This window comes from Dongia sp. (assembly GCF_041910485.1).
Taxonomy (GTDB): domain Bacteria; phylum Pseudomonadota; class Alphaproteobacteria; order Dongiales; family Dongiaceae; genus Dongia.
Genome location: NZ_JAYRQR010000059.1, coordinates 65,657 through 84,755 on the forward strand (window position 1 = coordinate 65,657; position 19,099 = coordinate 84,755).

14 protein-coding genes are annotated in these 19,099 nt (G+C 63.0%); 6 read left to right on the forward strand and 8 right to left on the reverse strand.

Annotation, left to right across the window (positions count from 1 at the left end; all coding sequences use genetic code 11):
- Positions 1-19 precede the first annotated feature (19 nt).
- The gene (locus tag ACE3PP_RS19395; protein WP_374384931.1) at positions 20-910 is read right to left on the reverse strand and encodes a DMT family transporter; all 891 of its coding nucleotides are present in this window, start codon (positions 908-910) and stop codon (positions 20-22) included.
- A 121-nt stretch (positions 911-1,031) separates the two neighbouring features.
- On the opposite strand from ACE3PP_RS19395, the gene ACE3PP_RS19400 reads away from it, so the two are divergent.
- From ACE3PP_RS19400 to ACE3PP_RS19410, 3 genes are all read left to right on the forward strand, one after another.
- Positions 1,032-2,456 carry a PLP-dependent aminotransferase family protein gene (locus ACE3PP_RS19400; protein ID WP_374384932.1) on the forward strand — a complete coding sequence of 475 codons (1,425 nt, stop codon included), beginning with the start codon at positions 1,032-1,034 and terminating at the stop codon, positions 2,454-2,456.
- A gap of 125 nt (positions 2,457-2,581) precedes the next feature.
- Positions 2,582-3,499 (forward strand): EAL domain-containing protein, encoded by a 918-nt coding sequence (locus tag ACE3PP_RS19405; RefSeq protein WP_374384933.1) that lies wholly within the window; start codon positions 2,582-2,584, stop codon positions 3,497-3,499.
- Between the two features lie 102 nt (positions 3,500-3,601).
- Entirely contained in the window at positions 3,602-4,693 is a 1,092-nt protein-coding gene (locus ACE3PP_RS19410) for a patatin-like phospholipase family protein (protein WP_374384934.1), read from the forward strand.
- Between the two features lie 67 nt (positions 4,694-4,760).
- Here the strand turns inward: ACE3PP_RS19410 and ACE3PP_RS19415 are convergent, their stop codons facing one another.
- Complete coding sequence (locus tag ACE3PP_RS19415; RefSeq protein WP_374384935.1) at positions 4,761-5,501, reverse strand: TerC family protein; 741 nt, start codon at positions 5,499-5,501, stop codon at positions 4,761-4,763.
- Between the two features lie 309 nt (positions 5,502-5,810).
- On the opposite strand from ACE3PP_RS19415, the gene ACE3PP_RS19420 reads away from it, so the two are divergent.
- The gene (locus ACE3PP_RS19420) at positions 5,811-6,683 is read left to right on the forward strand and encodes a DUF2189 domain-containing protein (protein WP_374384936.1); all 873 of its coding nucleotides are present in this window, start codon (positions 5,811-5,813) and stop codon (positions 6,681-6,683) included.
- Here ACE3PP_RS19420 and ACE3PP_RS19425 read toward each other — a convergent pair.
- A complete protein-coding gene (locus ACE3PP_RS19425) occupies positions 6,670-8,409 on the reverse strand; it encodes a SulP family inorganic anion transporter (RefSeq protein WP_374384937.1) in 1,740 nt (579 codons plus the stop codon). The genes ACE3PP_RS19420 and ACE3PP_RS19425 overlap by 14 nt on opposite strands.
- Before the next feature lie 107 nt (positions 8,410-8,516).
- On the reverse strand, positions 8,517-9,227 hold the full coding sequence (locus tag ACE3PP_RS19430) for a helix-turn-helix transcriptional regulator (protein ID WP_374384938.1): 711 nt from the start codon (positions 9,225-9,227) through the stop codon (positions 8,517-8,519).
- 98 nt (positions 9,228-9,325) lie between these two features.
- On the opposite strand from ACE3PP_RS19430, the gene ACE3PP_RS19435 reads away from it, so the two are divergent.
- Positions 9,326-10,069 (forward strand): glutathione S-transferase family protein, encoded by a 744-nt coding sequence (locus ACE3PP_RS19435; protein WP_374384939.1) that lies wholly within the window; start codon positions 9,326-9,328, stop codon positions 10,067-10,069.
- Positions 10,070-10,154: 85 nt separating this feature from the next.
- Positions 10,155-12,344, forward strand: a complete 2,190-nt coding sequence (gene uvrB, locus ACE3PP_RS19440; protein ID WP_374384940.1) for an excinuclease ABC subunit UvrB — start codon at positions 10,155-10,157, stop codon at positions 12,342-12,344.
- A 4-nt stretch (positions 12,345-12,348) separates the two neighbouring features.
- Here uvrB and ACE3PP_RS19445 read toward each other — a convergent pair whose 3' ends face one another.
- The 4 genes from ACE3PP_RS19445 to ettA form a co-directional block, all read right to left on the reverse strand.
- Positions 12,349-13,491, reverse strand: coding sequence for an ABC transporter permease (locus ACE3PP_RS19445; RefSeq protein WP_374384941.1), 1,143 nt, complete (start codon positions 13,489-13,491; stop codon positions 12,349-12,351).
- 5 nt (positions 13,492-13,496) lie between these two features.
- The gene (rbbA, locus tag ACE3PP_RS19450) at positions 13,497-16,229 is read right to left on the reverse strand and encodes a ribosome-associated ATPase/putative transporter RbbA (RefSeq protein ID WP_374384942.1); all 2,733 of its coding nucleotides are present in this window, start codon (positions 16,227-16,229) and stop codon (positions 13,497-13,499) included.
- Complete coding sequence (locus ACE3PP_RS19455; protein ID WP_374384943.1) at positions 16,226-17,248, reverse strand: HlyD family secretion protein; 1,023 nt, start codon at positions 17,246-17,248, stop codon at positions 16,226-16,228. Before ACE3PP_RS19455 ends, rbbA begins: the two co-directional genes overlap by 4 nt.
- A 124-nt stretch (positions 17,249-17,372) precedes the next feature.
- Positions 17,373-19,049, reverse strand: a complete 1,677-nt coding sequence (gene ettA / locus ACE3PP_RS19460; protein ID WP_374384944.1) for an energy-dependent translational throttle protein EttA — start codon at positions 19,047-19,049, stop codon at positions 17,373-17,375.
- Between the last annotated feature and the right edge of the window lie 50 nt (positions 19,050-19,099).

A 19,099-nucleotide genomic window follows, 5' to 3' on the forward strand; every position in this document is an offset into this window, starting at 1 on the left:
GGCAATGCGCAGCAGGCCTTCAGGCATAGCGCCGGGCCTTGGCCACGGAAATTGTCACCATGACACTCCCCGCGATGAGGCCCCAGCCCACCTGTTCGCCCAAAAAAGCGGCCGCGAGCCCCAAGCCGATGAACGGCTGGAAGAGCTGGATCTGGCTGACCCTGGCCGTCCCACCGAGGACCAGGCCGCGGTACCAGAAGAGGAACCCGATGAACATCGAGAAGAAGGTCACATAGAGAAGACCGATCCAGGCGGATGCCGGCACGGGCATGGAGAGATCCGGCCAGGTGACGGCAAGCGCCGGCAGGGTGAGCGGCAAGGTGATCACCAGCGCCCAGGAAATGACGACGGCGGGTTTCATGGTCTGGGAAAGGCGCGCCCCCAAGGCATAGCCGATGCCGGTCGCAACCACCGACCCCACCATCAGCAGGTCGGCCGCGCCGAATGCACCGCCACCCTGATAGATCGCATAGGCCGCAACCGAGCAGGACCCAAGGGCTGCCCAGAACCAGAAGGGCCAGCGCGGTCGCACCGTGCCGATGAGGGCGCCGACCAGACAGGTGGCAAGGGGAAACAGACCCGCGAAAAGCAGGCCATGACTGGCCGGCACGTGCCGCAGGGCGATGCCGGTCAGGACCGGAAAACCGATGACGACACAAAGGCCGACCAGGCAGAGGCGCCAGGCCTGCCCACGCGACGGCAGCGGCGCATGCTCCACGACCAGCCACAGGATGCCAAGGCAGGCAGCACCCACGGCGCGGGCAGCGCTGACGAACCAGGGATCGAGCGCCAGCACGGCGGCGCGGGTGGCCGGCAGCGACCCGCCGAAGATAATGACGCCGATCAGACCAAAGACGAGCCCCCGCGTGACCGGATCGATCTGCGGTCGGGATGTGGCGGCGGCGAGCATGGTTGGCGCCCCTTCAAGGGAGAAGCTGGAATGGTCCCCATACTGGTCCCGGCCCACTAGTACAGACAGACACACTTGCGATACAATTTACCAATCTGCACCAGCACAATGGCCGATACAGATGGATCTTGATCTCAGCAGCCACGAGGGCACCCTGACCCACCGCATCGCCGACGCCCTGGCCAAACGCATGGCAAGCGGCGCCTTGCCGGCTGGTGAGAAACTGCCGTCGGTACGGCGCCTCGCCGGCCGCCTCGGTGTCAGCCCCTTCACCGTGGTCGCCGCCTACGACCGGCTGGTCGCCGACGGGCTCATCGTGGCGCGGACCAAATCCGGCTTCTTCGTCTCGCCGCGGGCCAAGGCGGCGCGCCCGCTACAGCTCGATCCGCAACCCAGCGCCGGGGCCGGCGTAAATCCGGTCTGGATGATGCGCCGTTCGCTGGTCCTCGACCCGGCGCAGCCGCGACCCGGTTGCGGCTGGTTGCCGGAAGATTGGCTGCCCGGCGCCGCGCTGCGTGCGGCGCTGCGCGCCATTTCACGGGCCGAGGACAGTAATTTCCTGGAATATGGCGTGCCGCTCGGCTACCGCCCTCTGCGCGAATTGCTGGCGCGCCGCCTCAACGAGATCGACATTCCGGCAACGCCCGATAGGCTGATTCTGGTCGACGGTGCCTCGCAGGCGATCGACCTCATCTGCCGCTATCTCATTGAACCCGGCGATGCCGTGCTGGTGGACGATCCGGGCTATTTCAACTTCCACACGGTGGTACGCGCACAAGGCGGCCGCCTGCTGACCGTCCCCATGACACCGCAGGGACCGGACCTCGACGCGCTCGAAGCACTTGCCGCCGCGCATGCGCCGAAGCTCTATCTGATCAATGCGGGGCTGCAGAATCCCACCAGCTGCCGCATGAATCTCGCCACGGCACATCGTTTGCTGGGCCTTGCACAGCGCTACGACTTCCGCATTCTCGAAGACGATATCTTCCGCGACTATGAAGCTCATCCATATCCGCGCCTCGGTGCCCTCGACGGCCTATCCCGCGTCTTTCACATGAGCAGTTTCTCGAAGACGCTTTCGGCTGCGACACGCCTCGGCTTCATCGCTGCCGATGCCGAGACTATCGCCGGTCTGGTCGATCTCAAGCTCGCCGTCAGCTTCGGCAATAACGAAGTGTCGGCACAATTGATCCACCATCTGTTGAAGGATGGATCGTACCGCAAGCATGTGGCCAACATTCGCGATCGCCTGGCGCGCCTCAGGCATCAGGTCGGCCGCAAGCTGGCCGCGCTCGGTTTCACACCCTGGGACGCCAGCGCCGTCGAAAGCGACGAGGGAATGTTCCTATGGTTGGCCCTGCCAACCGGGCGCAACGGCCGGCCGCTCGCGACCGATATCGCCTTCTCGGCCGAGGCCGCCGGGCTGGTCCTGGCCCCCGGCAACGTATTCAGCCCGGACGGCAATTGGCCGCATCATTTGCGCTTCAACGTGGCGCAATGCCAGGATCCGCGCGTTTTTTCGACCCTGAAGCAATTGCTCGCCTGATGGCAAATACAACTTTCAGACAGGTAATTAGGTGACGTTTTTCTGTCACCCTTGACCATTTGTACTTGTATCCGTCACTTTGGCCCCGGGGACGACGTCAGAAATTTTTAGGTCCGGAAGTAGCAATGTCAGGTCGACTGAAATTGAAGCTGCTGGTGTTCGTGATCGCCTTTTTTCTCGGTTTGGCGGCGCCCCTCATCGGTACGAATCACCCCAACGTTCTCCTTGGCTTTGGTGCCTTCATCGGCATCGTCATGGGTCTTGTCGCCGCGATGGCGGTCGAACGGCCCGAACCCTTGACCAAGCAATTCACGCGCGCCGTCACCGAAGGCGGCCTGTCCATGGCCTACCAGCCGATTGTGACGCTGGATGCCAACCACACGGTGATCGGCGCCGAGCCGCTGCTGCGCTGGACAACCGAGGTCGGCGACGCCATCTCGCCCGGCGACTTCCTGCCGATGGCCAAGGCGTTGGGTCTCGAAACCACGCTCAACGGGCAAGTGCTCGATATGGTGCTGGCCGACCTCAAACCGGCGCTCACCGGCGAGCGGGACCTCGTGGTGACGCTCAATCTGCCGCCCGAGGAATTTGCCGACCCTGAAAAACGCGAAGCGCTGGCCGGCAAGGTCGAAGCGGCGGGCATTCCGCCGCATCGCATCGCCATCGAGGTGAACGAGATTGATGCCGCCGACCGGCAGATCCGTCCCGCGATCTGGGACATGAAGCAGCGCGGCTTTCGCGTCTCGATCGACGATTTCGGTATCGGCGGCGGCGACAGCGAATATCTGTCCTCACTCAATCCGGATCTGGTGAAGCTCAACCGTCGCTTCGTTTCACTCTCGGCCAATGGCGGGCCGGTCTCCGGCTTGGTGGCGGAATTGGTGCGGCTGGCCAAGAAGTGCAACGGCCGTATCGTCATGGTCGGCATCGAGAATGCCGATGTGGCGCGGCGTGCCGCGAGCCTCGGCGCCGATCTCGGCCAGGGATTCCACTGGCACAAGCCCATGCCCGCCAAGGCGTTTCTGGAGTTGCTGCGCGCCTAGCGGGCGCCAAAGGATCAAGGCACCGCTTTCACCAAAAATAAACCATCGCCGGGGAAGATAGTCCGCGACGCGGCGGATGGACCGCCGCGCGCGGAAGCCGCGATGGACGGCAAGATGATGACGGCGGATGGAACCCTGGACCAAGCGCAGGGTGGCGCAGGCGCGCCGCCGCGGCGCAAGCCGGGGGTCAAACATATAAGCCTCGCGCTCCAGGGCGGCGGGTCGCACGGCGCCTTTACCTGGGGCGTCATGCATCGCCTCATCAGCGAGCCGCGCATTTACATCGACGGGCTTTCCGGCACCAGTGCCGGCGGCATGAACGCCGCCGTCTTCGCCGACGGATTCCTGAAGGGCAAGCGCCAGGGCGCCATCGACGCCCTGCAGGCATTCTGGATGGGCGTTGCCGAGCTCAATCCGCTGCCACGCTCCATCCCGCGCGGCATACCGGGCCTGTCGGAAGGCTGGGATGTCGATCGCGACCCCAGCTTCATGTGGCTCGACTTCGCGACGCGGTTGCTGGCCCCGCGCCAGATGAACCCCTTGAAGCTCGATCCGTTGGGCAAATTGTTGCGTGATCTGGTCGACTTTGAAAACCTGCGGGCGCATCCGCAGGTGAAATTGTTCGTCACCGCCTCCAACGTACGGACCTGCCGGTCGCGTATCTTCCGCACACCGGAGATTTCGGTCGAAGCCTTGATGGCGTCAGCCTGCCTGCCGCTGCTTTTCGAGGCGGTCGAAGTGGAAGGTGAGTTCTATTGGGACGGCGGTTATCTCGGCAACCCGGCGATCCATCCGCTGATCCACGAATGCGACAGCTCAGATGTGGTGATCGTGCAGATCAATCCGATGAACCGGCCCGACGTGCCGGTGTCGGCGCGCGACATTCTCAACCGCATCAACGAAATGACCTTCAATTCCAGCCTCGTGCGCGAGATGGAAGGCTTTGCCACCATCACGCGGCTGATCGAAAGCGGCGAATTGAAGCACGACCGCTATACCGCCGTGCGCTTCCATGAAATCAGCGCCGAGCTGGAACTGGCTGAGATGGGTTCCCTGAGCAAGATGAACACCGAGCGCGCCTTCCTCGAACACCTGCACCAGCTGGGTTATGAGACGGCCGACAAATGGGTCACGGCGAATTTCGACCGCATCGGCTGGGAAAGCACCATGGACCTCGCCGCAAAGTTCGGCTGAGGACAATCCGGAGAGAAATTCCGTCATGCCGGCAGCATTGCCCCGGCATGACGGAACGCGTCGTGTGTTATGCCTTCGCCCGGATCTTCTTTTTCCGCGCCCACATGTTGAGGAATTCGACCAGGGCCGAGAAGGCGATGGCGAAGTAGAGATAGGCCTTCGGGATATGGAAGTGCAGGCCTTCGCCCAGCAACGCCATGCCGATCAGCAACAAGAATGAAAGGCAGAGCATCTTGACCGTCGGATGCTCGTCGACGAAACGGCCAACGGGGCCGGCCGCCAGGATCATGACGATCATCGCCGCAATGACGGCAGCGACCATGACCGAAAGATGATCCGCCATGCCGACGGCGGTGATGACACTGTCGAGCGAGAAGACGATGTCGAGAATGGCGATCTGCACGATGGCGGCAGCCAGGCTCAAATACTTCCCGGCCTTTTTCTCACCCTCCCCACCTTCGATATGGTGATGGATCTCGGTCGTTGCCTTGGCGAGGAGGAACAGGCCGCCACCCAGCAGGATGACATCGCGCCAGGAGAGATCGAACACATTCTCCGGCCCGAACCAGTCGATGCTGAAGATGGGTGCGGTGAGGCCGGCCACCCAGGCGATCGATGCAAGGAGCAGCAGGCGCGTGCCGAGCGCCAGCAGGAGGCCGACACGGCGCGCCATCATCTGCTTTTCCGGGGCGCAGCGCGAAGCCACGATCTGAACAAAAAGCAGATTGTCGATGCCGAGCACGATTTCGAGGGCAGCGAGCGTCAGGAAACTGAGGATCACGTTAGGATCGGAAAGCAGCTCGAGCATGGGCGCGAACGTCCTTAAATAGCTGAATAGGTTAAATATTTCCCCCTGCACGGCAGCCGCGAAACATCCCCCAGCCGCGCGCGTCAAGGGATAGGAGGTGGGGAGCCGGCCCGAAAAATCAATGCGCTAAGGACCATGTCAGGCGAAGCGGCAGACAATCGGGCGCCGACGGCGTATGATTCTGCCGTTGTTTATTGCCGTCACATCGCGCGTTTGGGTATCGGTCTGGTCATCCAGCTCCCTCCGCATTGGACCGCAGCACATGGCCAAAGGCCGCCCCTCGCCCAGTTTGCCCGAGGAGGCTCAATTATGGCGACAACGATCCGCAATCCACTGGAATGGGGTTTCGACCAGATCAAGCACGGCGCCGATGCGATCGGCGCAATCGGCACTTCGGCCAGCAAACCGCATGAAGACGTGGAGAAAGCGCCACCCAGGGTCCGGCGCATCGAAATCGGCGACTTTGTCGATATCTTCCGGCAGGCTTGGGACGATTTCGGCGTCTATCGCACGGATGTCTTCTTCCTGGTCATCATCTACCCCGTGATCGGCGTGGCGATGGCCAGCATGGTGTTCGGCTACGATCTGCTGCCGCTTCTTTTCCCGATGGCGTCGGGCTTTGCACTGATCGGACCCTTCGCAGGGCTCTCGCTCTATGAAATGAGCCGGCGGCGGGAGATGGGCGAACCGGTCAGTTGGCGCAATGGCGTCACGGTGCTGGAATCGCCCGCCATCGGCAGCATCGTCATGCTGGGCCTTGTCCTTTGTGCTGCCTTCATCACCTGGATGGGAACGGCCTGGGCACTCTACACCGCCATCATGGGACCGGAGTTGCCGCTCAGCATGAGTGAGTTCTTGGAGAGCGTGCTGATGACTTCGCAGGGGCACGCGCTCATCCTGGTCGGCTGCGGCATCGGCTTCCTGTTTGCCTGCCTTGTGTTGGCGATCAGCGTCGTTTCCTTCCCGCTGCTGCTGGAGCGCGATGTCGGCATCGGCATGGCGATCCGCACCTCGTTCCAGGCCGTGGCCCGCAACCCCGTGCCGATGGCGTTTTGGGGTCTCATCGTCGCCGCCGGTCTCATTCTGGGATCGATCCCGTTCTTCGCCGGGCTCATCGTCGTCATGCCCTTGCTGGGGCACGCGACATGGCACCTCTATCGCAAGGTCGTCATGCCGGGCTGAGGGCCGCGATCTCGCTGCGGGCCGCGGTAAGCGCTGCCGGCAGATCGGCAGCAAAGCGCACCATCGGCCGCTTGACGCCGAAGGCCTTCAATGTGTGGCGCACACTGGCGTCAGCAGCGGCGATATAGATTGTCGCCTGGCGCTTGTGCGCTTTCTTGAGGAAGGCCTCGATGGTCGCCGCCGCCGTTGAATCGAGAATGGGCACGGCGGCGAAATCGACGATGACGGCCTTGGGCTGGGCGCCGATGCGGTCGAAGGCGGCGCCGACACTGGCCGCCGCGCCAAAGAAAAAGGCGCCGGTGATGCGGCAGACCAGGATGTCACGGTCCAGCCCTTCGTAACGTTCCCGCGCGCCATTGGCATCGTCCGCCTGATCCTCGGCAAAGAGCGGCCGGCTGTGGGTCTCGACGGCAACGGCTTGCGCCATGCGATGCAACATGAGAAGCGCCGACAGGCAGAAGCCGGTCAGGATGCCATTGATGAGATCGCTGAAGATGGTGACGAGGAAAGTGGCCATCAGCACCAGCGCATCGGCCCGCGAGGCGCGGATGAGGGCCGCGAAGGCATGCTTTTCGGCCATGTTCCAGGCCACGGTGGCGAGCACGCCGGCAAGGGCCGCAAGCGGGATGTAGGACGCAAGCGGCGCCGCCACCAGCATGAAAAGCAGCAGGAACAGGGCATGTAGCATGCCGGAGACGGGCCCGCGTGCACCGGCCCGCACATTGGTCGCCGTGCGGGCGATGGTGCCTGTGACGCAGATACCGCCGAAGAAAGCCGAGGCGATATTGGCGAGGCCTTGCGCCACCAGTTCGCAATTCGACCGGTGACGCCGGCCGGTCATGCTGTCCGCCACCACAGCGGAGAGCAGGCTTTCGATGCTGCCGAGGAGCGCGAAGGACAGAGCCGACGGCAGCATCTCGACGATGCGCGCATAGCTGATGTCGGGCAAAGCGGGGCTCGGCAGCACATTGGGGATGCCGCCGAAGCGCGTACCGATCGTCTCGACCGGCAGATTGAGCAACGCCGCACCCAATGATGCCGCGCCGACGGCGATGAGGAGGCCGGGCCAGGTCGGCCGGTAGCGCCGAAAGCCGACGATGAGAAGAATGGTGAGGAGCGCCAGGGCGAAGGAGGCCGCATTGAAGGTGGGCAATGCCTCAGCCAGGGCCGGCACTTTTTCGATCAGCTCGCCGGGTTCTTTGCCTGCCAGCGTCAGCCCCAGCAGATCCTTCACTTGGCTTGCGAAGATGATGACGGCAATACCGGCCGTAAACCCGATCGTCACCGGATAGGGGATATATTTGACGAAGGTGCCGAGGCCCAGCAAGCCGACCGCCAGCAAAATGATGCCCGATAACAGCACGGCGAGGAGCAAACCATCGACACCGTGGACGGCAACGGTCGCTGCCACCAGCACGATGAAGGCGCCAGCCGGCCCGCCGATCTGGAAACGGCTGCCACCCAGCGCCGAAATGATGAAGCCACCGACAATGGCTGTGTAGAGGCCGCGATCGGGTGTCACGCCGGAAGCGACCGCGATCGCCATCGAAAGCGGCAGGGCGACGATGGCGACGGTGAGGCCCGCAATCAGATCCGCCCGGAGGTCCGGCAGGCGATAGCCTTCGCGCAGGACGGTCACCAGTTTGGGCGTGAACAGTTCAACGAAGCTCGGCCGGTGGGTGTCGGTGCGCCCTTTTGCGGGCTGGGGAGAAACAGCTTGGGTCACGCGGGGACCGCCTTTGCCCCTGGGGGCGATAATTTGCAGAGATGAACTGTATTACACTTAGTTTGTGTTGAAGTTATCTGTCAAGTCGCTGAGGCATAGAGGCGACGCTATTCCGCGTCCGACCGTTCGTCAGGCCGCTGGTTACGCATTGTCTTGCGCCATTTGGCGCGAAGGACCGCCGGGCGCTCGGGAAAGCGCTCCTCCAGCACTTCGACCGCCTGGATGCGGTCGGTGCGGAAATGGCGAAAATCGGTGCGCAGTTCGCACCAGGCGACCAGCATGCGGACGGTTTCCAGATAGCCGATGGTGATGGGCCAGACGCAGCGTTCGGTGGCACGCGCCTGCTCGTCCCGATAGTCGATCCGCAGCTTGCACCCGCTGTGGATGGCGGCGCGGATGGCGGCGACATCGACCAGATCCTCCGGCAATGCCTTGCGCTGTGTGGCAAGGCTCGCCGGTTCCAGGACGATCGGACGGAGGCGTTCCGGCACCGCGGCGGCGATCTTGGCGATCAGATCCTGGGCCGCCCGGGCGAGCGCCGTATCGCCCCTTATCTGCACCATCTGGGCGCCCAAAACCGCCGCTTCGATCTCGTCGGCGGTCAGCATGAGGGGCGGCATGTCGTAGCCGCCTTCCAGCACATACCCCACCCCCGCCTCGCCCCGGATCGGCACGCGCTGGGCCATCAGGGTCGCGATATCGCGGTAGATCGACCGCTTGGAGGTTTCCAGTTCCGCGGCAATGGCGTCGGCGGTGAGCGGCCTTCGGTGGCGCCGCAGGATCTGGATGATCTGAAACAGCCGGTCGGCGCGACGCATGATATTCCCTCTTCGTTCCAACACTGCTGACACTAGGCTGGCAGCAGGGTGGCAGTAAAGCCTGTGTCAGAAAAACCCCGTCGGAAAGGACTGCCACGATGCCCCGCCTTCACCCCAACCAGCCGATCATCCTCTACACCTTCGGTCCCGGCTTCGACCTGCCGGAGGTCAGCCCCTATTGCATGAAGACCGAGATCCAGCTGCAGATGGCGGGCCTCCCCTACCAGAAGGATCTGACCGGCTATCCCAAGGCGCCGAAGGGGAAGCTACCCTATATCAAGGATGGCGAGACACTCGTCGCGGATTCGACCTTCATCCGCCAGCACATCGAATGGTCTTATGGCGTCGATTTCGACGCCGGCTACGATGTGCAGCAGCGGGCGCTCGCCTGGGCGGTCGAACGCATGCTTGAAGATCATCTCGGCTGGTTCGCCACCAAATATCGCTGGCTCGACCCGGTGAATTTCGCCAAGGGGCCGGCACACTTTTTCGACGACGCGCCTGAGGCAATCCGCGACAAGCTGCGGGCCGACGCCGTCGCCGAGACGAAGCAGCGCCTGCACGGTCATGGGGTCGGCCGGCATTCGGACGAGGATATGCTCTTCCTCGGCACGCGCTCGCTCTATTCCTTTTCGCAGCTCCTCGGCGACAAGCCCTATCTGCTGGGCGATACGCCTTGCGGCACGGATGCGACGGCCTGCGGGATGCTGGCGACGGTGATGACGCCGTTCTTCGATACCGATCTGCGCAAGGCGGCGGAATCCTGCAGCAATCTCAGACCCTATGTCGAGCGCATGATGCGCCTTTACTATCCGGAATTCGGCAGGGCAAAGGCTGCCTGAACGAGACGCTCGGCCAAGAGTTGAACAAGCGGGGCGGAGATCATATCTCTACCCCGCTTTTCCCTTTGGTTCTATAAACGGACCCATGAAACCGCTGCAATCTGACCCCGTCATCCAGGAACGGCCAATCGGCGCCACGGACAATTTGCCGGGCAAACCTTTCAAGCTCGTCTCCGACTATCGCCCGGCCGGCGACCAGCCGCAGGCGATCGCGGAACTCATCGCCGGCGCGCGTGCGCATGAGCGGGACCAGGTGCTGCTCGGCGTCACCGGATCGGGCAAGACCTTCACCGTCGCCCATGTCATCCAGGCTGTGCAGCGCCCGGCGCTGGTGCTGGCGCCGAACAAGACGCTGGCGGCACAGCTCTATGGCGAGATGAAGAGCTTCTTCCCGGAGAATGCGGTCGAGTATTTCGTCAGCTACTATGATTACTATCAGCCGGAAGCCTATGTTCCGCGCACCGACACCTATATCGAAAAGGAAAGCTCGCTCAACGAGCAGATCGACCGGATGCGCCATGCGGCAACGCGCGCGCTGTTCGAGCGCCGCGACGTGATCATCGTCGCCTCGGTTTCCTGCATCTACGGTATCGGTGCGCCGGAAACCTATTCGACCATGACCATCACGCTGAAGCCCGGCGACATTGTCGATTTCAATGCCCTGGTGCGGCGCCTCATCGAACTGCAATACAAGCGCAACGAGACCGCTTTCTTCCGCGGCACGTTCCGCATCAAGGGCGATGTCCTGGAACTGTTCCCGGCCCATTTGGAGGACCGCGCCTGGCGCCTCTCCCTCTTCGGCGACGAGATCGAGACGATTGTCGAGTTCGATCCGCTGACCGGCCAGAAGACCTCGGAACTGCCCGAGATCAAGATCTTCGCCAACAGCCATTATGTGACACCGAAGCCGACCCTGCAGCAGGCGGTGAAGCTGATCCGCGAGGAACTGAAGGAACGCCTTGCCGAATTCAACGCGCAGGGGAAGCTCCTCGAGGCGCAGCGGCTCGAGCAACGCGTCAATTTCGACATGGAGATGATCGAGGCGACGGGTGTGTGCGCCGGCATCGAAAACTATTCGCGCTATCTCACCGGTCGCAAACGGGGCGAGCCACCACCCACCCTGTTCGAATACCTGCCCGCCGACGCGCTCCTTTTCGCTGATGAAAGCCATGTTTCGATCCCGCAGATCGGCGGCATGTTCAAGGGCGACTGGCACCGCAAATCGACGCTCTCGGAATATGGTTTCCGCCTGCCATCCTGCATGGACAACAGGCCGCTGAAATTCGAGGAATGGGAACAGATGCGCCCGCAGACGGTGGCCGTCTCGGCAACGCCCGGCGCCTGGGAGTTGAAGCAGACCGGCGGTGTCTTCGTCGAACAGGTCATCCGCCCGACGGGCCTCATCGATCCGGTCTGCATCGTGCGGCCGACCGAGACCCAGGTCGACGATGTTCTGGCCGAATGCAAGGAAGCCGCCAAGAAGGGTGAGCGCGTGCTCATCACCACGCTCACCAAGCGCATGGCCGAGGATCTCACCGAATATCTCCATGAAGCTGGCGTGCGCGTGCGCTATCTGCATTCCGACGTCGAGACATTGGAGCGGATCGAGATCATCCGCGATCTGCGCCTTGGCGCTTTCGATGTGCTGGTCGGCATCAACCTGCTGCGCGAAGGTCTCGACATTCCGGAATGCGCGCTGGTGTGCATCCTCGATGCCGATAAGGAAGGCTTCCTGCGTTCGCGCACTTCGCTTGTGCAGACGATCGGTCGCGCCGCCCGCAATGTTGACGGCCGCGTGCTGCTATATGCCGACCGCATGACGGACAGCCTGGATTATGCCCTGGCCGAGACCAACCGGCGCCGCGAGAAGCAGCAGGCCTATAACGCTGCCAACGGCATCACGCCGGAATCGGTCCGCAAGAACATCAGCGACATCATGGAATCGGTCTATGAATCCGACCATGTGACGGTCGATACCGGTGTCCTTGGGGACAAGCATCTGCTGGGACACAATCTCAAGGCCACCATTGCCGAGCTTGAGAAGAAGATGCGCGAAGCGGCCGGCAATCTGGAATTCGAGGAAGCGGCGCGCTTTCGCGACGAAATCAAGCGCCTGGAAGCGCTCGACCTCGAAATCCCAACCACCTTGGGTGGCGTCAAGGGCGGCCTCGATGCGTCCGGGAAGCCCCTGCCCGACCGTCCCCGCGCCCGCTCGACCGCCGGCCGCCCCGGCGTCGCCCCGCGCTTCAAGGACAAGAAGAACCGCCGGAAGTAAGCGGTCAGCCCTGCTTTGCCAGCATGGCGCGGAAGCGTGTGAGGGCAACTGTCAGAAACAGGGCACCCTGCGCCGCCATCAGTGACATTTGCGGCCAGATGATATCGATGCCCGCACCGCGATAGAGCACAGCCTGCGAGGCCGCGACGAAATGGGTCGAAGGCAGTGCCTTCATCACCACCTGGAAGAAGACGGGCATCGATTCCAGGGGCGTCGTCGCGCCGGACAGCAGGTTCATCACCACGAAGCAGGGAATGGCCATCATGGCGAATTGCGGCATCGAGGTCGCGACCGTCGCCAGGGCAACCCCCATCGCCGTGGTGGCGAAGAGATAAATGGCGGCGGCGGCAAGAAAAAGCGGGATCGATCCGTGGATCGGCACGCCGAGCAACCCTTGCACGACATAATGCAGCGACAAGGCGACCGAGATGAGGATGATGAGCCCGTTGGCCCAGATCTTGGCCACCGCAATCTCGCTCGCTGTCACCGGCATCACAAGAAGATGCTCGATCGTCCCCCGCTCGCGCTCGCGAATGACGGCGGCACCGACCAGGATGATGGAGAGAATGGTCACGTTCTCGACCACCTGCATCACCGACATGAACCAGGTGGAATCGAGGTTGGGGTTGAAATAGGCCCGCACGACCACTTCCACCGGCGCCTTGAAGGCGGTGCCGCGCTGCCCCAGGAAGTCGGTGATCTCACGATCGACGATGTTGCTGATATAGGTGGTGCCGACACCAGCCTGGGTCATCGCCGTGGCGTCGACTGCAAGCCCGATGGTCGGCTCCCGGCCCGCCGCCAGATCCGATTCCATGCCCGGCGGCAAATCGAGGGCGAAGGTGAACAGGCCCCGATCAAGCCCCGCATCGACCGCCGACCGGTCCACCAGCTTGGGTGGCAGAAAATAAGGTGGCTGCAGGGCTTCGATGATGCGGCGCGACAATTGCGAACCGTCGCCATCCACCACGGCGATGGCAGCATTGCGCACCTCGGTCTGCACACCGTTCGCCACCGAATAGATCGAGAAGGTGAAGGAGAAGATCATGAGGCCGAGCAGCACGGGATCGCGCGCCAGCGACATCATCTCCTTCAACCCTAACCGGTAGACATTGATGAACCAGCGCATGAGGGAACGATCCGGCATCGGCCTCACCGTTCCTGCTTCGAGACGCAGAGCCGCGCCAGGATGATGAAGCCGAGCCCGAACAAGGCGAGCGCCAGATATTCCTTGCCGAAAGCCGTGAAGCCGAGGCCCTTGGTGAAGACGCCGAGGCTCACCGTCTGGTACCAGGAAGCCGGAAAGAAAAAGCCGATCCACTTCGCCGCCCCTTCCAGCGTCGCCGCTGGATAGAGGAGCCCTGAGAAATTGACCGCCGGGATCACGGACAGGATCGCTGCAGCGAAAATGGCCGCGACCTGACTGGAACAGAAGGCCGAAATGAGGAGGCCGAACCCGGTCGTGGCCGCCTGATAGAGTGGCACCGCCAGCAACAGCGCCAGCAGACTGCCCTTGGGATAGATGCCGAAGATTGGAATGGCGATGAGCGCCATCAGCAGGAAGGCGATGCAGCCGATGCCGATATAGGGGAGTTGCTTGCCAAGAAGATACTCGCCGATGCCCGCCGGCGAGGCGTAGAGATTGGCAATCGTCCCCAATTCCTTCTCGCGCACGACACCGAGCGCCGTCAGCATCGCCGGAATGAGCACCAATAGCAGCATCATGATGCCGGGCACGATCGAGACGACGCTTTTGAAATCCTGATTGTAGCGAAAGCGCGGCTCAAGATCGTAGGGCGTCGGGTCGGGAAACTTGCCGATGGTCTGGCGCGCCCGCTCCATCGCCTGCTTGAGGGCAATACCCTGCACATAGCCGCGTGTCGTCTCGCCCCGGAACGGAAAACTGCCGTCGACAAAGACGCCGAGCTGCGGTGTCCGCCCCTGCAGCAGATCGCGCCCGAAATCGGGCGGAACCTCGACGGCGACCTGCACGTCACCGGACCGCAGGCGCTGATCGAGTGCCTCGAAATCGTCGATCGGTGTCGTTTCGGTGAAATAGGGCGAACCGCCAAACCCTTCCATCAGCGTCCGGCTTTCGATCGACCGATCACGGTCGAGCACGGCGTAGCGCAGATTCTCGACATCGAAGGACATGCCGAAACCGAAACAGACCATCAGGAACAAGGGTGCTAGCAACGCGAAGGCGAGCCGGATCGGATCGCGTCGCAATTCCAGCGTCTCGCGCCGGGCAAAAACGCCGATACGCCGCAGCGGGCTCGGCGCCGCCACTACTTCGTCGACCTCGCCCAAGGGGGCAGCACGCCGCGCCGGTGCAGCACCTTCCTCCGCCTCAATCAAGCGCACGAACGCCGTTTCCAGATCGCCTTCGCCATGCGCCTTGGCCAGATCAGTCGGCGTACCCACAGCCAAGGTGCGTCCCCGATGCATGAAGGAAATACGGTCGCACCGCGCCGCTTCGTTCATGAAATGGGTCGAGACGAAGATGGTGACGCCGTCCTCCCGCGATAACTTCCCGATCTGGTGCCAAAAGGCGTCGCGCGCCTCCGGATCGACGCCGGAGGTCGGCTCATCAAGGATGAGCACGCGCGGCTTGTGGAGGCAGGCGGCAGCCAGCTGTAGACGCTGCCGCTGGCCGAGCGAGAGATCGCGCGGCAGACGCTCGGCTATATCGTCAAGGTCGAAGCGCGCCATCGCATCGGCAATACGCGATAAGAGTTCGCCCCTCGGCACTTGATAGAGCCGCGCATGGAGGTCGAGATTGGCGCGCACCGAAAGCTCTTCATAAAGCGAAAAGCTCTGCGACATGTAGCCGATGCTGAGACGCGATTGCGGGTCCTGCGCCGCCACCGGCCGCCCAAGCAGGCTGGCCGAACCGCTCGTCGCCGGCAGCAGGCCGGTCAGCATTTTCATCGTCGTCGTCTTGCCGCAACCATTCGAGCCGAGAAAGCCGAAAATCTCGCCCGTCTCGATGCGGAAGCTCACCCGGTCGACGGCGGTGAAGTCGCCGAAGCGGCAGGTGAGTTCCTCGGCCTCAATCGCCGGCGGTCCGTCATGTGCGGTGCGTGGCGGCAGTGCGATCTCGCTGCGTGGCGGGGCGCCGTCCGGGGCCCCATTCCGGCGCAACGAGACGAACGCCTCCTCCAATGTCGCGGCTTTGGCACCAGCCAAAACCGCCGGCAAGGCTCCTGCCGCCAGGACCTTGCCCGCATCCATGGCGATGATCTGGTCGAAGCGGGCAGCTTCTTCCATGTAGGCCGTTGCGGTGATGAGCGTCAGGTGCGGGCGTTCCGCCCGGATCTCGTCGATGAGGTGCCAGAACTGCCGCCGCGACAAAGGATCAACACCCGTGGTCGGCTCATCGAGAATGAGGAGGTCAGGTTCGTGGATGAGGGCACAGCAAAGGCCCAGCTTCTGCTTCATGCCGCCGGACAATTTGCCGGCCGGCCGGTCCGGAAACGGATCGAGGCCGGTTGCCACCAGCAACCTTTGCCGCCGCGCCTTCGCCGCCGCCCCATGCAGGCCGAAGAGGCCGGCGAAGAAGTCGATATTCTCAGTGACCGATAGAGTGGGATAGAGATTCTTGCCGAGACCCTGGGGCATGTAGGCGATGCGTTCGGCGATCGCGTTCCGATGCTTGCGCGCGCGCATATCGCCGCCCAGCACCGCGACCTCGCCCGTTTGAATGCGGCGGGTGCCGGCGATGATCGACAGCAAGGTCGATTTGCCCACGCCATCCGGCCCGATGAGGGCCGCCGTGCTGCCGCCGGCGATCGAAAAGCCGATATCGGCCAGGGCAAAATGCTTGTTGTTGCGGTGCCCGACGCCCCGCAACCGCACGGCAGGTGCGGCGTCCGACCCGGTCACGGCGCGGTGGTACCGTCACCGGCCGCCTGCGGGTTGCTGGGTGGCGGCAGGTTCGGCTTCAGGAAGTCCGGCCAGACGGCGTCCGCCTCGACTTTCAAATAGGCGTTGCCGGTAAGACCCGCCTTCACATAGTCGCGGTACTTCACCAAAAGATCGTGATCGATCGCGACCTTGATCCGGTAGGTGAGTTTTTCCCGTTCCGTCTTCGTCTCGACGAATTTGGGGGTGAACTGAGCTTCGGCGGCGACGAAGCTGACCTTTGCCGGAATGACGAATTCGGGCGCCGCATCGAGGACGATGCGCGCTTCCGTTTGCAGACCGACACGACCGGCGACTTCGGTCGGAAAGAAGACCACCATGTGAACGTCGGCGAGGTCGAGCAATGTCGCCACCTGCCCGCCAGCCGACAGCACTTCGCCGGCCTTCACCAGGCGATATTCGACACGGCCGTCGGTCGGTGCCTTCAGATCCATGTCGGCGATGATCGTCTGCAGCCGATCGACCCGCGCCACGGCGGCGAGGGCCGCCGCCTTGGCGTCTTCCAGGCCGGCTTCGGCACCCTTAAGCGATGCCGAGGCGACATCGCGCTGCGCGCGGCGGCGGTCGACCTCGGCCACCGGGCCGGCATTCTTCTGCTGCAGCGTTGCCGCCCGCTTCAATTCGATTTCGGCCAATTCCAGATCGGCCTTCCGGATACCAATCTCGGCCGCGGCCTGGTCGATTCCCTGCTCGGCCTGGCGCTGACCCGCTTTCGCTTCGGCCAGTTCCGCCTGCAGCTCGGCCGTATCCATGCGGGCGACGATATCGCCCTGTTTGACGAGATCGCCCTCATCGACGCGGATGTCGGCGACGCGGCCGGCATATTTGGTGGCAATCGCCACGCGCTCGACCTCGATGCGGCCGTTGGCGACGGCAAGGCCTTTGAGCGCCGCCTCGCTCTGGCGTTCCTGCCAGAAGACATAGCCGGCTGCCGCACCGCCGATGAGAACGAGAATGACGAGGATGGTCGATAGGCGCATGAAAAACCGCCGGTCCGGACATTGATATGTGGGTCAGGAACCCAACCCTATCTTGTCATGCCCAGAGCCGGCGGCAAGTGCCTTGATATGAATCAAATACGGCCGATTGGTTGCAGCTGACGCATCAGCTGCGAATGAGTGGCTTGTATTTGATGCGATGCGGCTGGTCCGCATCTGTGCCGAGGCGGCGATGCCGGTCGGCCTCGTAATCCTGGTAGTTACCCTCAAACCATTCGACATGGCTGTCGCCTTCGAAGGCCAGCATGTGCGTGGCGATACGGTCGAGGAACCAGCGATCGTGGCTGACGACGACGACGCAGCCGGCGAATTCGAGCAGCGCTTCTTCGAGCGCACGCAAGGTGTCGACGTCGAGATCGTTGGTCGGTTCGTCGAGCAGCAGGACGTTGGCGCCGCTCTTCAGCATCTTCGCCAGATGCACGCGGTTGCGTTCACCGCCGGAAAGCTGGCCGACCTTCTTCTGCTGGTCGGTGCCCTTGAAGTTGAAGCCGGCGACATAGGCACGGCTCGGCATCTTGCGTTTGCCCAGCTCGATCTCGTCATGGCCGTCGGAAATTTCCTGCCATACGGTCTTGTCGGGCGAAAGGCTGTCGCGCGACTGGTCGATATAGCCGAGCTTCACCGTATCGCCGACCTTGAAGGTGCCGCTGTCGGGCTTGTCCTGGCCGGTGATCATGCGGAAGAGCGTGGTCTTGCCGGCGCCGTTCGGGCCGATCACGCCGACGATGCCGCCCGGCGGCAGGCGGAACGACAGATCTTCGATGAGCAGCCGATCACCGAAGCCCTTGTTGAGATGCTGCGCCTCGATGACGAGATCGCCGAGACGGGGGCCAGCCGGGATGTAGATCTGGGCCTGGTCCTGGGCCTTTTCATTCTGCTGGGCGAGCAAGGCTTCATAGGCCGCGACGCGGGCCTTCGACTTCGCCTGACGCGCCTTCGGTCCCTGACGGATCCATTCCAATTCGCGGTCGAGGGTGCGCTGGCGCGAGCTCTCGGTCTTCGATTCCTGTTCCAGGCGCTTCGACTTCTGCTCCAGCCAGCCGGAATAGTTGCCTTCGAACGGAATGGCCTGGCCACGGTCGAGTTCCAGAATCCACCCGGCCACATTGTCGAGGAAGTAGCGATCGTGCGTCACCGCGACGACCATGCCCTTGTAGCTTTCCAGGAAATGCTCCAGCCAAGCGACCGATTCCGCGTCGAGGTGGTTGGTCGGTTCGTCGAGGAGCAGCATGTCGGGATTGGAGAGCAGCAGGCGGCAGAGGGCGACGCGGCGGCGCTCACCACCCGACAGCTTGGTGACGTCGGCATCGCTCGGCGGGCAGCGCAGTGCATCCATCGCGATCTCGACCGTGCGCTGGATGTCCCAGGCATCGGCGGCGTCGATCTTTTCCTGCAGCTCCGCCTGTTTAGCGAGCAACGCGTCGAAATCGGCATCCGGGTCTGCCATCGCATTGGAGACCGCTTCGAATTCCTCGAGCAGTTTCGCGGTGGCGCCGACGCCTTCCATGACGTTGCCGAGAACATCCTTATTGGGGTCGAGATGGGGTTCCTGGGCGAGATAGCCCACCGAAACACCATCGGCCGCCCAGGCCTCGCCGTTAAATTCCTTGTCGATCCCGGCCATGATCTTGAGGAGCGTCGACTTACCGGCACCGTTATGGCCGAGCACGCCGATCTTGGCGCCGGGCAGGAAGGACAGCCACACATTTTCCAGCGTCTTCTTGCCGCCGGGATAGACCTTCGACAGGCCTTTCATCACGTAAATATATTGATACGCCGCCATTTTCTGCTCCGACCCACTTTGTTCCGACAGCCCACGGAAGGGCTTTGGGC

What these genes read in the sequence shown, in the direction of transcription:
- uvrB (WP_374384940.1), top strand. Translation starts at nt 10,155, where the DNA reads ATGAAACCGCTGCAATCTGACCCCGTCATCCAGGAACGGCCAATCGGC.
- ACE3PP_RS19420 (WP_374384936.1), top strand. Translation starts at nt 5,811, where the DNA reads ATGGCGACAACGATCCGCAATCCACTGGAATGGGGTTTCGACCAGATC.
- ACE3PP_RS19430 (WP_374384938.1), bottom strand. Translation starts at nt 9,227, where the DNA reads ATGCGTCGCGCCGACCGGCTGTTTCAGATCATCCAGATCCTGCGGCGC.
- ACE3PP_RS19395 (WP_374384931.1), bottom strand. Translation starts at nt 910, where the DNA reads ATGCTCGCCGCCGCCACATCCCGACCGCAGATCGATCCGGTCACGCGG.
- ACE3PP_RS19415 (WP_374384935.1), bottom strand. Translation starts at nt 5,501, where the DNA reads ATGCTCGAGCTGCTTTCCGATCCTAACGTGATCCTCAGTTTCCTGACG.
- ACE3PP_RS19435 (WP_374384939.1), top strand. Translation starts at nt 9,326, where the DNA reads ATGCCCCGCCTTCACCCCAACCAGCCGATCATCCTCTACACCTTCGGT.
- ACE3PP_RS19400 (WP_374384932.1), top strand. Translation starts at nt 1,032, where the DNA reads ATGGATCTTGATCTCAGCAGCCACGAGGGCACCCTGACCCACCGCATC.
- ettA (WP_374384944.1), bottom strand. Translation starts at nt 19,049, where the DNA reads ATGGCGGCGTATCAATATATTTACGTGATGAAAGGCCTGTCGAAGGTC.
- ACE3PP_RS19405 (WP_374384933.1), top strand. Translation starts at nt 2,582, where the DNA reads ATGTCAGGTCGACTGAAATTGAAGCTGCTGGTGTTCGTGATCGCCTTT.
- ACE3PP_RS19410 (WP_374384934.1), top strand. Translation starts at nt 3,602, where the DNA reads ATGGACGGCAAGATGATGACGGCGGATGGAACCCTGGACCAAGCGCAG.
- ACE3PP_RS19445 (WP_374384941.1), bottom strand. Translation starts at nt 13,491, where the DNA reads ATGCCGGATCGTTCCCTCATGCGCTGGTTCATCAATGTCTACCGGTTA.
- ACE3PP_RS19455 (WP_374384943.1), bottom strand. Translation starts at nt 17,248, where the DNA reads ATGCGCCTATCGACCATCCTCGTCATTCTCGTTCTCATCGGCGGTGCG.